The sequence below is a fragment of the Kribbella sp. genome, assembly GCF_035687465.1.
Lineage (GTDB): Bacteria > Actinomycetota > Actinomycetes > Propionibacteriales > Kribbellaceae > Kribbella.
Map to the genome: position 1 here is coordinate 1 of NZ_DASRXP010000316.1, position 14,959 is coordinate 14,959.

Genomic DNA, 14,959 nt, shown 5'->3' on the forward strand with positions numbered 1-14,959 from the left:
CTCCGCATCGAGGACGCTTCTCAAACGCCCCGATGCACGCACCTGAACGCCAGCATCGTTCAAGCTACATCGCTCACGGGACACTGGCGGTCGGCTGGCCGGGAGGTTCAGCCGAAGGGGAGCTCCGCCTTGGCGAGCCGGGCGGCCAGCCTGGCCTCGCGCTTGGCCGTCTTCGCGAACTGCTTGGTCTCCCGCTTGGCCAGCTTGGCGCCGCGCTTCGTCTCGCGCTTGGCTGCCTTGGCGCCGTGGGTCGCCCGCCAGGCGACGCCCGGCTTGCCCTCCGTGTCGACCGCGGCGAGCAGCAGCCCACCCATCAGGCCGAGGTTCTTCATGAACTGCACCTTCTGGGCGGCCCGGGCAGCCTTGTCGGACTCCTGCCAGAACGAGTGCCCGGCCAGCGTCGTCGGCACCAGCGAGGCCGCCAGTACTACGGCGCCGAGGCGACGGCCCTTGCCACTGGCCAGCGAGACTCCGCCCAGCACCTGGGCGGCGCCGTTCAGCCGGACCAGGTTCGCCGTGCTGTCGGGGATCCGGTCGCCGACCTGGGCCGGTGTCACCTTCTTGACCAGTGGGACGAGGCGGTCCGCCACCGGCTTCGCCTTCGCCACGTGGGGCTCCGGGTCCCGGAGCGCCTTCGCGCCCTGCACGATGAAAATGGTCGACAGCAACGGCCTGGCCAGTGCACGCACGACAGTCATGAGTCCTTCTTACCCCGTCCGACAGTGTGTTGGGGACACCAGGTGTCCCGTGTCTCCAGTACCCAGATTAGATCGGGCAGCCGTCAGGCCCACAGGCCTCTGCGTCCGAGCCGCCCGGAGCGGTGATCAGGGTGACCGGTTTGCGGTCGGCGTTCGCGCGCCGGACCGCCTCCTGGAACACCTCGACCGGCTGGGCCCCGCTGACGCCGTACTTCTCGTCGATGACGAAGAACGGCACCCCGTTCGCGCCGTACGCGAGCGCCTGGGCCTGATCTGCCGCCACCTCAGGCTCGTACTCCGAGCCCGCGAGCACCTCGGTGACCCGGTCCTCGGGCAAGCCGGCCTCGACCGCCAGTTTCGTCAGCGTCGGGTGGTCGCCGACCGGGAGGCCGTCCGTGAAGTACGCCTTCAGCAGGCGCTCCTTGAGTCGGCCCTGCAGGTCACCGTCGAGCTCACGAGCGAGGTGGAGGAGGCGGTGGGCGTCCACGGTGTTGGCGGACTTGGCCACGTCGAAGTTGAAGACCAGACCCACCTCCGCGCCGACGGTGGCGACGCGCTCGTTTGCTTCGAGCCCGAACTCCCGGCCGCCGCCGTACTTCTCGCCAAGCCGCGTCGCCAGGTCTCGCGGGTCGTCATTGGTCGCCGACGGGTCCAGCTGGAAGCTGTGCCAGACGATCTCGGCCTGCTCGCCGGACTCGGTCAGGGCCTGCTCCAGCCGCCGCTTGCCGATGTAGCACCACGGGCAGACGACGTCCGACCAGATATCAATACGCATGCTGATGGCCAACGGCGCTCGATGGAGACCTATTCCCGGGCGGCTCCGTCGGTGGTTAGGGGGTAATGGCAGGCGACTGCGTGGGGGCCGTCTCGTAGTACGAGGGCTGGCTCTTCGGTGGCGCAGAGGTCGGTGGCCAGAGGGCAGCGGGTGCGGAAGCGGCAGCCGCTCGGCGGGTCGATCGCGGAGGCGATCTCTCCAGTCAGGCCGGCCTTCTGCTTGTGTTCGCGCAAGCCCGGATCGGGGATGGGGACCGAGGCGATCAGCCCAGCGGTGTAGGGATGCCGGGGTGCCGCGTAGACGCCGGCGCTCGGCCCGAGCTCGACCAGCTTCCCCAGGTACATGACGCCGATGCGGTCGGACAGATACCTGAGCAGGGACAGGTCGTGCGAGATCACCACGTAAGTGAGCGAGTACTTCGCCTGCAGCGACCGCATCAGATTGAGGATCTGTGCCTGGATCGAGACGTCGAGGGCGGAGACCGGTTCATCGGCGACCACGACTTTGGGACGCAGTACGAGGGCACGGGCCATCGCGATCCGCTGGCGCTGGCCTCCGGAGAACTCGTAGGCGCGTCGCTGGGCCGCGGTCCGGGGAAGGCCGACGGCGTCGATCAGCTCCATCACCTTGGCCCGCCGCTCGCTCCGGCTGCCGAGGTGCTGGGCCGCGAGTGGCTCGGTGATCAGGTCGGCGACGTTCATCCGTGGGTCGAGCGCGGCTGCCGAATCCTGGAACATCAGCTGCAGGTTGCCGCTGCGGGACTGCTGGCCGGCCCGGCTGAGGCGGCTGATGTCGCGGCCGTCGAACCTGACCGCGCCGCTGGTCGGGGTTTCCAGCCCGACGAGCATCCGGCCGACCGTGGTCTTGCCCGAGCCGGACTCACCGACGATGCCGAGCGTCTCGCCCTCGATCACGTCGAGGCTGACCTGCGAGACGGCGTGCAGGATCCGGCGGGGCTTGAACGCTGATGGGTTCTTGATCCGGTACTGCTTCTCGATCGCGTCGAGTGTCACCAGCGTCCGGCCGGTGCCGCCGCGGGTGGGGAGGTCTTCCGCGGCGAGCACGGTGTACAGGTGCTCGTCCTCGGCGTCAGCGATGTCCGTCGGCTTGGGGTGGAAGCAGGAGTGCGTGTGACCTGGCGCCACCTCCACCGCCTCGGGGTTCTCCGTCCGGCAGTCCTCACTCGCGAACCGGCAGCGCGGCGCGAACCGGCACATCGGCGGCAGGTCGATCAGCTGCGGGGGCAGGCCCGGAATCGATGCGAGTGCGCGGCCCGAATCGAGTTCCATGGTCGGCATCGACTCGAACAGCGCCTGCGTGTAGCGATGCCGTGGAGATGCGAAAAGTTCGGCGGTAGGCGCCTCCTCGACGATGCGGCCGCCGTACATGACGGCGACTTTGTCGGCATGGCCGGCGATCACGCCCAGGTCGTGGGTGACCAGGATGATGCCCATCCCCAACCGGGCCTTCAAGTCGTCGAGCAACTCGAGGATCTGTGCCTGGATGGAGACGTCCAGGGCGGTGGTGGGCTCGTCCGCGATCAGCAGCCGCGGTTCGCAGAGCAGCGCGATGGCGATCATGGCTCGCTGCCGCATCCCGCCCGACAGCTGGTGCGGATAGTCCTTCAGGCGCTCTTTCGGCCGCGGCATCCGGACCAGCGAGAGCACCTCTTCGGCGCGCCGGTTCGCTTCGGCGATCGAGGTCCCGGGCCGATGGATGCGGTACGCCTCGCGCAGCTGGCTGCCGATCGTCCGGGTCGGGTTCAGCGACGTCATCGGGTCCTGGAAGACGGCGGCGATGTCGTTGCCGCGCAACCGGCGCAGGGCCGACAGGCTCATCGTGGTCAGCTCGTGGCCGTCGAACTCGATAGAGCCACCGACGATCGAACCGCCGGCCGGCAGCAGCTGGAGTACCGACATCCCGGTCATCGTCTTGCCCGACCCGGATTCGCCCACGATGCCGACGGTCTCGCCGGCTCGTACGGAGAACGTCACGCCGTCGACTGGTCGGACCACGCCGTTCGGCGTACGGATCTCGACCTGCAGGTCGCGGATGCTGAGCACGGTCTCGCCGTACTGCGTAGTCGGCGTGGCGGCGGCGGAGGACGTGGCGGTCATGCTTTCTCCTCGGGAAGGCTGGTCCGGAGTCCGCCGAGCGCCCGGAATCTCGTCCACGCGCGGCGGCCGCTCGGATCGATCAAGGTCATCACCCAGTCGCCGGCGAAGTTGGCGACCAGGATCGTCACCGTGATCGCGATCCCCGGGAAGGTGGACAGCCACCAGGCCGTGGACAGGCTGGTGGCGCCGGCGGCCAGGTCGCTGCCCCAGTCCGGGTTGGGCAGTTGGACGCCGAGCCCCAGGAAGCTCAGCGTGGTGGCGGTCAGGACGGCCCAGCCGACGGCGCTGCTGACCATCACCACGACCTCGGTGACGAGGTTGGGCAGCAGATGCCGTACAGCGGTCCGCAGGCCGCTGGAGCCGAACATCTTGGCGGCCTGGACGTACTCGATCGACCGTAGTTTGCGGACTGAGGCCTCCACGACCCGCGCGAATCCAGGCGTGTACGCGACGCCCAGCGCCAGGATGATGCTCTTCACGCCGGCGCCGATGGTGGCGATCAGGATCAGCGCGATCAGCAGCACGGGCAGCGCGAGCAGGACGTCGACGATCCGCATCACCACGCCGCGGATCAGTCGCGGTGCGGTGCCACCGATCAGGCCGATGGCGACCCCGGCGAGCATCGCCAGCAGGACGCCGCCGAGGCTCGCTGCGAGCACCGGCCGGGCGCCGTAGATCACCCGGCTGTAGATGTCGCGTCCGAGTTGGTCGGTGCCGAAGAGGTGAGAGCCTCCCGGTGCCGCCAGCGAGTCGTCGCTGTTGTCCAACGGGCTGGTGTGGGCGAACAGTCCTGGATGCACCAGCAGGAGCAGGAACACGAGCAGGATGATCACCATCAGGACCGAGGTGACGGTCCGGCCGTACCGGCTGCGAGTACTGCGGCGTGCGGCGCGGGCCGCCCGCGCGATGGCGAGGGTACTCATGCCGAAGCCGTGGCTAGTTGGGTCCGCGGATCGATGGCACCCACGACGAGGTCGACCACCAGATTGATCAGGATGTAGCTGAGACCGATCAGCACGATCGCTCCTTGCACGACGGGGATGTTCTTGGAGGTGATCGAGGTGGCCAGGAAGCTGCCCACGCCGGCCCGGCCGAAGATCACCTCGGTGACCGCGGCGCCGGTCAGGATGTTGCCGAACTGCAGGCCGATCATCGTCACCGCGGGGATCGAGGAGTTGCGGAAGACGTGGGCCAGCAGCACCCGGAGCTCCGAGCAGCCCCGGCCGCGCGCCGACCGCACGTAGTCGCTGCGGTACTCGTCGATCACCCGGCCGCGGATCAGCCGGGTGAGGATCGCCGCGTACCCCCAGCCGAGGGAGATGGCCGGCAGGATCAACCCGCTCGAGGTGCCGTTGTCGATCGCAGGCAGCCAGTTCAGGTGGAAGGCGAACACCAGCACCAGCAGCAGGGCCAGGAAGAAGTACGGGATCGCGACCCCGATGAACGACACGAAGCGCGCGATGTTGTCCACCACCGAGTTCGGCCGGAGCCCAGCCACCAGGCCGAGCGGTACGCCGATCACGACGGCCACCAGCATCGCTGTACCGGTCAGGGCGAGCGTGCTCGGGGTGCGGGAGACGAGCTCGTAGGCCACGGAGTTGTGCGTGACGTAGGAGGTGCCGAGATCTCCGTGCAGCAGTTGGCCGAAGAAGTCGAAGTACTGCTGCCACAGCGGCTGGGTCAGACCGAGCTGGTTGCGGAGCTCATCGATCTGCTCCGGGCTGGCGTTCGAGCCGAACAGCATCGCCTGGGCCGGATCGCCCGGCACCAGGTGGATCAGCAGGAACGCGACGATCGTGACGCCGATGATCACGGGGATCGAGGCGAGCAGACGGCGGAGTACGAAGGACATGGTGGATTTTGTATCCCTCCATTGTCACGTCCAGATTTCCAGCTGGGCGGGGGCGGCGGCTTTCGGATGAGTCACGACCGGTCGACACGACGCCGGTTTGGCGGATCTCTTCACGGGGGTGCCCGGGGTTTCAGGGCCCCGGGCTGGGCCGGGCCTGGTGGTCCAGCGTGTCGTCCCAGATGTTGATCGGGACCACCCCGATGGCGCGGCCGTGGGTGTCCAGCAGCCGGCCCATGCGTTTCACCGTGCGGAGCACGACGAGCCGGTCGACGATCCGGACCTGGGGAAGCCGGTTCGCGATCGCCAGCTCGAGCCGGTGCACCTCCTCGACGGTGTGCAGCCAGGCGCAGAGCAACATGCTCGGCGCGGAGGAGACGGTCGTGCAAAGGCGAACCTGGCGGAGCTGCGAGATCGTCCGTGCCGTCGCGGGCAGCCCCTCGACCGGTGCGTCGGCCCAGAGGTACACCTGCACCGGTGACCCCGAGAGCTCCGCGGCCACGTCCGTACGGGGCACCAGCATCCCGCTGCCGAGGAGCTTGCTGACATGCCGTCGCACCGTGGTCGGGCTGAGCCCCGTCTCGGCCGCCAGTTCGGCGTACGACGCTCGTCCGTTGACTGTCAGCAGTCCCGCCACCCGCTGCACGTCCTGGGTCATCGAGACGACCTCGTCGTGTCGGTCCGGCTCAGGCTCCGGGCGCAACCTCTCGAGCGTCTTGAGCGTGTCCTCGGGAAGGTCGAGGAGACGCCACTTGGATCCCTCGGTGTAGATCTTGGTGGCGATGCGCGCCCTGGTCCGCAGCACACTCTCCATGCCGCCCAGATGGTCCAGCAGGTAGTGCGACAGCGTCATCAGGTTCGCCGCGGCGATGGTCAGCATGATGTCCGCGGTACCGGTGGTGATCTCGACCGTGACGACGAGCTCGTGCGTGGCCAGCTCGGCGGCGACTTCCTTGCGTTTGCCCGGCTGGCAGTCGACCTCGACGTAGGCGACGCACTGCTCGGTACGCCGGCTCATGCCGGGCGCCGCCGTCACCCAGGCAACCCCGTCCGCGCTGATGCGCTCCCAGCGGCGGGCGGCCGTGACGCCGCTGACCCCGAGCGCTTCGCCGATGTCGGTCCACGGCGCCCGCGGGCCGGCTTGGAGGGCTCCGATGAGCTCCCGGTCCTCGTTGGTGAGAATGGTGGATTCCTTCAGTCAAGGGGCGGTCTTGAATGAAATCAAACACGAAATGACAACGTAACAGACGTGATCTTAGCTTGTGGGCAACTGCATCGAGCAAGGAGAAATTGCATGACGACCAGCGGCACACTGGGTTCGGACGTCGCGGAGCTGGCGCCGGAGATGACAGATCTCCGGCATCGGCTGCACCGCGCTCCGGAGATCGGGCTGCAGTTGCCCCGGACCCAGGAGACGCTGCTGGAGGCACTCAGCGACCTGGGGCTCGAGCTCACGCTCGGCCAGAGTGTCACCTCGATCACCGGGGTGCTCCGCGGCGGACGCAGTACCGGCACTGCCGTCCTGCTGCGGGCCGACATGGACGCCCTGCCGGTTCAGGAGCGCAGCGGTGAGCCGTTCAGCAGCGAGATCGACGGGGCCATGCACGCGTGCGGTCACGACCTGCACATGGCGATGCTCGTCGGCGCCGCGCGGCTGCTGGCCGAGCAGCGCGACGCGCTGGCCGGCGACATCGTCTTCATGTTCCAGCCCGGCGAGGAGGGCTACGACGGCGCCGGCGCCATGATCAAGGAAGGCGTGCTGACGGCGGCCGGACCTCTGGTGAGTGCGGCCTACGGTATGCACGTGCGGTCGGGGAAGACGCCGAACGGGGTCTTCACCACCCGCGGCAACACGATGATGTCCTCGAGCAGCAAGCTCAAGGTGACGGTCCGGGGCCGGGGCGGCCACGGCTCGTCGCCGCACTTCGGCCGGGACCCGATCGCGGCGGCCGCCGAGATGATCACCACGCTGCAGACGATGGTGACCCGGCGGTTCGACATCTTCGACCCGGTCGTCGTCACGGTCGGCGCCGTCGCCGGCGGGATCGCGAGCAACGTCATCCCGGACACCGCGGACTTCGCAGCCACCATCCGGACCTTCTCCACCGCCACCGGCGAGAAGATCGGCCCGCTGGCCACCGCCGTGTGCGAGGGCGTGGCGATGGCCCATGGGCTCGAGGTCGACGTGGAGTACGTGCGGGAGTACCCGGCGACCGTCAACGACCCGGTCCACGCGGACTTCGTCGCGGACGTCGTCAGCGAGGTGTTCGGGCCGGACCAGTTCGTGCCGATGGAGTTCCCGGAACCGGGCTCGGAGGACTTCTCCCGAGTGCTGCAGGCCGTCCCCGGCAGCTACATGATGCTCGGCGCCGCGGTGACCGACGACCTGGCGAACGCGCCGAGCAACCACAGTCCGCTGGCCCGGTTCGACGATCGCGTGATGACGCGCGGCGCGGTCCTCCATGCCGAGTTGGCGATCAGGTCCCTCGAACGTTCGGCCGCCGGGGCGGCTGCCAGTTAGTCAGGAATCCAGCGCCTTGGGGAGCGCGACAACGAACCAGACCAGAAGGAGTCCACCGTGACCGGCGAACCGACTTATCCACCGGCCCTAGCCCGCTACAGCCGCCGAAGCATGCTGAAGGTCGGCGCGGCCGGGCTGTTCGCGCTCAGCAGTCCGGCGGTTCTCGCGGCCTGTTCGGACAACGCGTCCGGCTCGGGCTCGGGTTCGGGCAGCAAGACGACCACTCTGACGGTCGGGATCTTCCAGGAGCCGGACTCCCTCGACCCCGCGGGGACGGGGCTCGCCATGTCGTCGATGATGATCTCGCACATCTACGACCCACTGTTCTGGTTGCTGCCGGACGCCTCGGGCAAGAACGTGTTCCACCCGGGCCTGGCCAAGAGCTACGAGGTGTCCAAGGACGCCATGACCTACACCTTCAAGTTGCGCGACGACGTCACCTTCCACGACGGCACGAAGTTCGACGCGACGGCGGTCAAGGCGACCTTCGACCACATCGTCGACCCGGCGACCAAGTCCCGCTCGGCCAAGGGTTCGCTCGGTCCGTACAAGGAGACCGTGATCGTCGACCAGTACACGGCGCAGGTGGTCTTCAGCGCGCCCAACGCGGCCTTCGAGCACGAGATGACCGCCATCATCTACGGGATCCAGTCGCCCGCGGCGCTGAAGAAGTACGGGACCGAGCTCGGGTCGCATCCGGTCGGGACCGGGCCGTTCAAGTTCGTCGACTACGTGACCCAGGACCGCGTCGGTCTGGAGAAGAATCCCGACTACAAGTGGGGTCCCGAGGCCTTCGGTCCGGCCGGGCCGCCCAAGCTGGAGAAGCTGACCTTCAAGATCCTGCTGGACACCAACGCCCGCTACAACGCGCTGCGCGGTGGTCAGGTCCAGATGGCGATGAACCTGGATCCCGACACGATCGCGACGATCAAGAAGACCGCGCAGTTCAAGCACTACGACATGCCGTCGACCGGGCAGCCCTACGGCTACCCGATCAACGTGGAGAAGGGCCCGACCAACGACCTCAAGGTTCGGCAGGCGATCCTCCACGCGGTCGACCAGAAGAAGCTCAACGAGTCCGTACTGCGAGGCGCCTACACGCCGGCCTACAACGTGCTCACCCCCACCACGCCGGGTTACGTCAAGGCCAACGACACGATGTACGCCTACGACCCGGCCAAGTCGAAGAGCCTGCTGGACGAGGCCGGCTGGGTCGCCGGACCGGACGGCGTCCGGAGCAAGGGTGGCCAGAAGCTCTCCCTGGACATCCTGATCCAGAGCGCGAACGGGTTCGATCTGCCCACGCAGTACGTCGTCAACGCGCTCAAGGAGGTCGGTTTCACCTCGACCACCAAGTCCCAGCCGTTCACCACGGCGGCCGCGTCCTACAACCAGGGCGTGCAGAACCTGTCCGCGATCTTCTACTACGACCTCGATCCGTACCTGCTGAACAACCTGGTGACGAGCGGCCAGATCAAGGCCGGCTTCAACTGGGCGCACTACAGCAACCCGGAGATCGACGCCGCGATCCCCAAGGCGAATGCGATCGTCGATGCGACGGCCCGCACCGCGGCGTACGAGAAGATCACCACCACGCTGGTGGAGGACGCGATCTTCCTGCCGCTGTGGAATGTCAGCGGCGTGTACTCCGGGGCCGCCAACCTCGCGGACGTGCACTTCGGCCCGACCGGCTACTCCTACTACCACTCCGCGCAGTTCCAGTGATCGAGATTGCCGGCAAGCAGGTACTGAACGAGCTGGACGAACTCGTGGACCCGTCGCGGGCCGCGTTGGTGATCATCGACATGCAGCGGGACTTCGTCGAGCCGGGGTTCGCGTTCGACCAGCTCGGGGTCGATCTGTCGATGTATCCGCCGGCGCGGGCCCGGATCGCCTCACTGTTGGAGGCGGCCCGGGCGGAGGGACTGCTGATCGTCCATGTGCAGATGACCACGCTGCCCGGTGGGATGAGCGAGTCGCCTGCGCAGTTGCGGTTCAACCAGCGGCTGCAGCGGCAGGGGTCGGGTGGGCCGCTGCGGTACACCGAGCAGGGCACGGCCGGTCGGGAGTTCGTTCCCGAGCTCGCTCCGCGCGAGGGCGAGCTCGTGGTGCCCAAGTGGCGGTCGAGCGGGTTCTGGGGCACCAACCTCGATCTGCTCTTGCGCAGCAACGGCATCGAGACTGTCGTCATCAGCGGCTGTACGACGGAAGGCTGCGTCGAGTCGACTGCCCGGGACGCCCTGTTCAACGACTACTACGTGGTGATCGTCGAGGACTGTGTCGCCAGCGACGACCGGACCCAGCACGACGCGTCCATGCTGCTGATGCGCCATCGCTTCGACATCGCCACTTCAGCTGAGGTCGTCGGCGGCTGGAAAGTTGCTGCCGGCAAGAGAAAGGTGAGTGCATGACGTACGACCTGATCCTGCGGAACGGGATCGCCCTGCTGGGTGAGGAACTGCGAGCGGAGCCGTTCGGCTCGCTGGTGGTGCGCGACGGCGTCATCATCGAGGTGACGGCCGAGCAGGTGCCGGTGGACGGTAGTCCCGAGCGGGAGTTGAACGGTGCTTTCGTTCTGCCCGGGCTGATCGACTGCCATGTCCACTTCGACCTCGCCGCGCATCCGGCGCCGTTCCTGCACTGGGACCGCGCGCCGTTCGTTCGGTCGATGACGTGCTTCCACAACGGTTTGCTGGCGTTGCGGGCGGGCATCACCTCGGTGCGCGATCTCGGTTCGGTGGACCGGATGACCCTGGACTACGCGTTGCAGGTCGACTCTGGCGAATTGCTCGGGCCGCGGGTCCTCGCTGCGGGGAGGCCGATCACGATGACGGGCGGGCACTGCGCGGACTACGGGCGGATCGCTGACGGACCTGATGCCGTGAGGCTGGCCGTGCGGGAGCAGTTGGCGGCGGGCGCCGGAGTGGTGAAGCTGATGGCGACGGGTGGGATCTCGTCGCCAGGGAATCCCGGGCTTCCGCAGCTCGGGGTTTCAGAGCTCGCGGCCGGGATCGAGGAGGCCCACAAGGCGGGCGTTCTGGTTGCCGCGCACGCCCATGCGCCCCAGGGCATCGCGAACGCGATCGAGGCAGGCGTCGACACGATCGAGCATGCTGCCTTCGCGACTGACGAGACCTACAAACTGATGCTCAACGCTGGGGTGACGCTGGTTCCGACCGTCACTGCGCTGAACCCCATTGCTGACGGCATCGGTATCCCCAAGGCCACCGTTGAGAAGAGTTTGAAGGCACGGGAGATCTACCGGGCCAGTACTGCTGCCGCGATCGCCGCAGGGGTGAGGATCGCGGCAGGCACGGATGCGGGCACCGCGTTCAACCCGATCGGCGGACTCCTCGACGAGCTGATCATGTACGTCGAGCGCGGCATGACTACGACCGAGGCCTTACGCGCGGCCACGGTCACAGCCGGAACCCTGGTACGACGGGTCGGCGACGACGTCCGGGTCGGCGTGGTCGCCGTCGGGGCCCGCGCCGACCTGGTGGTCTGCGAGCGGGATCCGAGAGAGGGTCTCGAGGTCCTGCGCCGACCGGCCGGCGTCGTGCTCGGAGGCAGACCGGTCGATCTCGGTTGGGTCGAGGACACGTTGACCGAGACTGCGTCGGTGCTGGTGGAGCCCCCGGCCTGACGGATTACGCAGTACAAAGGCTTGGACGGGACCGATGAGGGAGGACTGCAGATGATCTTCGACATGCATATGCACATCGAGGAAAGCACGGCGCTCGGCTGGCAGATGTCCGCGGCGGACTGCATCCGGGCGATGGACGAGGCCGGCGTCGAGCGGTCCGCGGTGATGACGCTGACGGACCTGCCGGGCCTGAACCCGCAGGGTCTCGAGCTGATCGCCGAGGCGTGCGAGCGCTACCGCGATCGGCTCTACGGATTCATCCGGCTGAACCCGGCGCACCTGGAAGCCTCCCGGCAACTGCTCAAGCAGGCGATCACCGAGCTGGGGTTCAAGGGGCTCAAGCTGCACCCGGTGTCGACGTTGCAGCACCCTGGTGGGGCGCCGACCATCGACCTCATCCGCCTCGCCGGCGAGCTCGGCGTGCCCACGCTGTTCCACTGCGGCGACGAGCCGTTGAGTACTCCGCTGTCGATCGCGCAGGCCGCGGCCGCGTGCCCGGACGCGATCATCATCCTCGGGCACATGGGCGGCTACTTCCACGTCGACGAAGCGCTCGACGTCGCCGAACGGTTCCCGAACATCATCCTGGAGACCTCCGCGATGCCCTACCCGGACAAGATCCGTACTGCGGTCGAGCGGATCGGCGCCGAGCGGGTCGTGTTCGGCAGCGACGGTCCGGTGAGTTCGCCCGCGCTCGAGAAGCAGAAGGTGATCATCTCCTCGCTCGGTGACGAAGCGGCCGGATTGGTCCTGGGCGGCAACGCCGAGACACTGCTGAGGCTGGCCGCATGACGATCATCGATGGGCTGGTCTTCCTGGGGTCTTCTCATTTCGGGTATGAGCTCGATGCCGCTGCCGCGTTCACGGGAATGGATGCCGTCGGCACCGAAATGGCCGTCGCGGTGCCGATGCATCCACATCGCGGTGACTTCGCGGCCGCGAACGATGGGGTGGCGCAAGCTGCGGAGAAGTCCGGTGGTCGGCTGATGCCGCTGTGCCGGGTTGATCCGTGGGAGGGCGAGGCGGCCGTCGCCGAGGTTCGGCGCGCAGTACGGGAGGGGGCGCGGGGTGTCTTCCTGCATCCGTCGGAGGAGCGGTTCCGCATCAATGACATGCTCGTGCGGCCGGTCGTCGAGGCCGCGGCGGAGCTGGGGACGCCGGTGATGGTTGCCGCCGGCTACCACCTCTTTGCCGAACCGTTGCAGCTGGGTGCGGCGGCGCAGTGGACGCCGGACAACACCTTCGTGCTGACCAACGGCGGTCAGTTCAACATCTCCGGGCTGTCGGGGTTCGACGCCGAGCTCGCGTTGGGCAACGACAACGTTCACGTGCACACGACGGCTATGTATCGCGAGGACTTCCTGGAGGGTGTGGTGGCGAAGTTCGGTCCAGAGCGGTTGCTGTTCGCGAGCGCGGCACCGCTGTTCACCATGCAGTACGAGCGGCTGCGGGTGGATCTGGCCCATTTCAGCGAGGCGGAGACTGAGCTGATCCTGGGCGGCAACACTGCCCGCATCTTCGGAGAGGTGAGCAAGTGACCCCGGCACCAGCCAGAACCACCGGCGTACCGATCGCATCACTGGACGGCCTGACCGCTCTCGTTACTGGAGCGGCGAGCGGTATCGGGGCGGCCATCGCTCTGGCGTACGCCGAAGCCGGGGCGCGACTGTGTCTCGCCGATCGCACGGGCGGAGCCGCGTTGGACGCTGTCCGGGATCGGTGCGCCGCGTTCGCCAAGGACGTGGTGGTCGTACAGGCAGATGTGTCCAGCGAGGCCGAGGTGGAGCGGATGTTCGCCGAGGCGCGCGAGGCCTTGGGCGCAGTCGATGTCGTGGTGAACAACGCGGGCATCCTGACCGAGTCGCACGTGCTGGACATGTCTACGGCGATGTTCGACGAAATGATCTCGGTCAACCTCCGCAGCGTGTTCCTGTGCTCGCGGGCGGCATTGCCGCCGATGCTCGAGGCCGGCTTCGGCCGCATCATCAACATCGCGTCGCAGGTCGGTCAGCGCGGCGGGGCCGGCCTGGCGCACTACGCCGCCGCCAAGGCAGGTGTCATCGGCTTCACGCGTTCCCTGGCGCGTGAGGTCGGTGGCACCGGGATCACGGCGAACTGCATCGCGCCCGGACCGATCAACACCCCGCTCGGCGGGACGCTATCCGACGAGTGGACGCAGTCTCTGATGGCGGAGCTGCCGTTGAAGCGGAGTGGCGAGGCGTATGAGGTCGCGCCTACCGCGGTACTGCTCGCCAGCGAACCTGGAGGGAACCTTTACACCGGGCAGACGCTCGGCCCGAACAGCGGACACGTGATGCTGTGAGTGAGCGGGTTCTGCTTGTCACCGGCGCGGCCAGTGGCATCGGCCGGGCGACGGCGCTTGCTGCTGCGGGTGCCGGCTATGCGGTCGCCGTCGGCACGTTCGACGGCGATCCGTATGACGTCGAGCCGGTGGTGGAGGAGATCCTTGCCGCCGGCTGCAAGGCGATAGTGGTGCAGGCCGACGTTCGGAGTACAGACGAGATGTCTGCGGCCGTGCAGACGGTGGTCGCTGAGTTCGGTCGGCTGGATGCGGTGGTCGCGAATGCGGGTGTGCTGAAGTTGGCGCCTCTCGACGTACTGCGCGACGAGGACTGGCATCGCATTCTCGATATCGATCTGACCGGGGTGATGCGGACCGTCAGGGCTGCGGTTCCGGCGTTGTCGGCTGACGGATCGGTGGTCGTGGTGTCGAGCATCGCTGGGGGAGCGGTTGGGTGGGCCGGGCACACGCCGTATACGTCGGCCAAGGCTGGGTTGATCGGGTTCGTTCGGAGTGCGTCGCTTGAGCTGGGTCCGCGCGGTTTGCGGATCAACGCAGTACTGCCGGGGGTGATCGAGTCACCGCAGTCTCTTGACCCGGTGAACTCCGGTGGTCCGGCTGGGCTCGAGCGTTCGGCTCCGACGATTCCGCTCGGGCGCGTTGGTCAGCCGAGTGATGTCGCCGATGCTGTTCTCTTTCTGCTCTCGGATGCGGCGCGCTATGTGACCGGGCAGGCGTTGACGGTCGACGGCGGGCTGACGGCGGCCTGGCCCACTTAGGCTTTTAGGTGCAACGGCGTACTGCTAGGAGGGCGTAGGCGCGGGCGCAGTGGAGTACCTCGGCCAGGGCGACGTGTTCGTCGGTGGCGTGGGCGTAGCGGACGTCGCCGGGGCCGTATTGGAGGGTGGGGATGCCGGCTGCGGCGTACTGCCTGAGGTCCGAGCCGTAGGGGCCGCCCTTCACCTCCGGTACTGCTGGGGCCCCGGAATCCGTGGCCGCGTCGAGGGCGATCCCCTGCTCGACGACGCCCTCAACGCGGCCACGGATTCCG

At 67.8% G+C, this 14,959-nt stretch carries 15 protein-coding genes and 1 pseudogene; 8 read left to right on the forward strand and 8 right to left on the reverse strand.

The window, feature by feature from the left end; translation table 11 throughout:
* Positions 1-107: 107 nt before the first annotated feature.
* The 7 genes and pseudogenes from VFG33_RS15905 to VFG33_RS41270 form a co-directional block, all read right to left on the reverse strand.
* Positions 108-698 (reverse strand): DoxX family protein, encoded by a 591-nt coding sequence (locus VFG33_RS15905; RefSeq protein ID WP_325053635.1) that lies wholly within the window; start codon positions 696-698, stop codon positions 108-110.
* A 67-nt stretch (positions 699-765) separates the two neighbouring features.
* Positions 766-1,473 carry a DsbA family oxidoreductase gene (locus VFG33_RS15910; protein WP_325053636.1) on the reverse strand — a complete coding sequence of 236 codons (708 nt, stop codon included), beginning with the start codon at positions 1,471-1,473 and terminating at the stop codon, positions 766-768.
* A gap of 29 nt (positions 1,474-1,502) precedes the next feature.
* Complete coding sequence (locus tag VFG33_RS15915; RefSeq protein WP_325053637.1) at positions 1,503-3,590, reverse strand: dipeptide ABC transporter ATP-binding protein; 2,088 nt, start codon at positions 3,588-3,590, stop codon at positions 1,503-1,505.
* A complete protein-coding gene (locus VFG33_RS15920; protein ID WP_325053638.1) occupies positions 3,587-4,513 on the reverse strand; it encodes an ABC transporter permease in 927 nt (308 codons plus the stop codon). Before VFG33_RS15920 ends, VFG33_RS15915 begins: the two co-directional genes overlap by 4 nt.
* Positions 4,510-5,442, reverse strand: a complete 933-nt coding sequence (locus VFG33_RS15925) for an ABC transporter permease (RefSeq protein WP_325053639.1) — start codon at positions 5,440-5,442, stop codon at positions 4,510-4,512. Before VFG33_RS15925 ends, VFG33_RS15920 begins: the two co-directional genes overlap by 4 nt.
* 130 nt (positions 5,443-5,572) lie before the next feature.
* A complete protein-coding gene (locus tag VFG33_RS15930; protein WP_325053640.1) occupies positions 5,573-6,475 on the reverse strand; it encodes an Lrp/AsnC ligand binding domain-containing protein in 903 nt (300 codons plus the stop codon).
* A 36-nt stretch (positions 6,476-6,511) separates the two neighbouring features.
* Positions 6,512-6,637: pseudogene (locus VFG33_RS41270) on the reverse strand (AsnC family transcriptional regulator); the annotation flags it as partial.
* A 96-nt stretch (positions 6,638-6,733) separates the two neighbouring features.
* On the opposite strand from VFG33_RS41270, the gene VFG33_RS15935 reads away from it, so the two are divergent.
* The 8 genes from VFG33_RS15935 to VFG33_RS15970 are packed head-to-tail and all read left to right on the forward strand — an operon-like array spanning position 6,734 to position 14,687.
* Positions 6,734-7,960 carry a M20 metallopeptidase family protein gene (locus tag VFG33_RS15935; protein WP_325053641.1) on the forward strand — a complete coding sequence of 409 codons (1,227 nt, stop codon included), beginning with the start codon at positions 6,734-6,736 and terminating at the stop codon, positions 7,958-7,960.
* A gap of 57 nt (positions 7,961-8,017) precedes the next feature.
* On the forward strand, positions 8,018-9,685 hold the full coding sequence (locus VFG33_RS15940) for an ABC transporter substrate-binding protein (RefSeq protein ID WP_325053642.1): 1,668 nt from the start codon (positions 8,018-8,020) through the stop codon (positions 9,683-9,685).
* Entirely contained in the window at positions 9,682-10,371 is a 690-nt protein-coding gene (locus VFG33_RS15945) for a cysteine hydrolase family protein (protein ID WP_325053643.1), read from the forward strand. The genes VFG33_RS15940 and VFG33_RS15945 overlap by 4 nt, the downstream gene beginning before the upstream one ends.
* Complete coding sequence (locus VFG33_RS15950) at positions 10,368-11,606, forward strand: metal-dependent hydrolase family protein (protein WP_325053644.1); 1,239 nt, start codon at positions 10,368-10,370, stop codon at positions 11,604-11,606. The genes VFG33_RS15945 and VFG33_RS15950 overlap by 4 nt, the downstream gene beginning before the upstream one ends.
* Before the next feature lie 51 nt (positions 11,607-11,657).
* Positions 11,658-12,398 (forward strand): amidohydrolase family protein, encoded by a 741-nt coding sequence (locus VFG33_RS15955; protein WP_325053645.1) that lies wholly within the window; start codon positions 11,658-11,660, stop codon positions 12,396-12,398.
* Positions 12,395-13,144, forward strand: coding sequence for an amidohydrolase family protein (locus VFG33_RS15960; protein ID WP_325053646.1), 750 nt, complete (start codon positions 12,395-12,397; stop codon positions 13,142-13,144). The genes VFG33_RS15955 and VFG33_RS15960 overlap by 4 nt, the downstream gene beginning before the upstream one ends.
* On the forward strand, positions 13,141-13,929 hold the full coding sequence (locus VFG33_RS15965) for an SDR family oxidoreductase (protein WP_325053647.1): 789 nt from the start codon (positions 13,141-13,143) through the stop codon (positions 13,927-13,929). The genes VFG33_RS15960 and VFG33_RS15965 overlap by 4 nt, the downstream gene beginning before the upstream one ends.
* On the forward strand, positions 13,926-14,687 hold the full coding sequence (locus VFG33_RS15970) for an SDR family oxidoreductase (RefSeq protein ID WP_325053648.1): 762 nt from the start codon (positions 13,926-13,928) through the stop codon (positions 14,685-14,687). Before VFG33_RS15965 ends, VFG33_RS15970 begins: the two co-directional genes overlap by 4 nt.
* Before the next feature lie 4 nt (positions 14,688-14,691).
* Here the strand turns inward: VFG33_RS15970 and VFG33_RS15975 are convergent.
* The coding region (locus VFG33_RS15975; protein WP_325053649.1) for a M20/M25/M40 family metallo-hydrolase at positions 14,692-14,959 on the reverse strand (268 nt) is incomplete at its 5' end.

Excerpts from the sequence above, each read along its gene's own strand:
- VFG33_RS15905 (WP_325053635.1), bottom strand. The coding sequence starts at position 698 with ATGACTGTCGTGCGTGCACTGGCCAGGCCGTTGCTGTCGACCATTTTC.
- VFG33_RS15910 (WP_325053636.1), bottom strand. The coding sequence starts at position 1,473 with ATGCGTATTGATATCTGGTCGGACGTCGTCTGCCCGTGGTGCTACATC.
- VFG33_RS15915 (WP_325053637.1), bottom strand. The coding sequence starts at position 3,590 with ATGACCGCCACGTCCTCCGCCGCCGCCACGCCGACTACGCAGTACGGC.
- VFG33_RS15920 (WP_325053638.1), bottom strand. The coding sequence starts at position 4,513 with ATGAGTACCCTCGCCATCGCGCGGGCGGCCCGCGCCGCACGCCGCAGT.
- VFG33_RS15925 (WP_325053639.1), bottom strand. The coding sequence starts at position 5,442 with ATGTCCTTCGTACTCCGCCGTCTGCTCGCCTCGATCCCCGTGATCATC.
- VFG33_RS15935 (WP_325053641.1), top strand. The coding sequence starts at position 6,734 with ATGACGACCAGCGGCACACTGGGTTCGGACGTCGCGGAGCTGGCGCCG.
- VFG33_RS15950 (WP_325053644.1), top strand. The coding sequence starts at position 10,368 with ATGACGTACGACCTGATCCTGCGGAACGGGATCGCCCTGCTGGGTGAG.
- VFG33_RS15955 (WP_325053645.1), top strand. The coding sequence starts at position 11,658 with ATGATCTTCGACATGCATATGCACATCGAGGAAAGCACGGCGCTCGGC.
- VFG33_RS15960 (WP_325053646.1), top strand. The coding sequence starts at position 12,395 with ATGACGATCATCGATGGGCTGGTCTTCCTGGGGTCTTCTCATTTCGGG.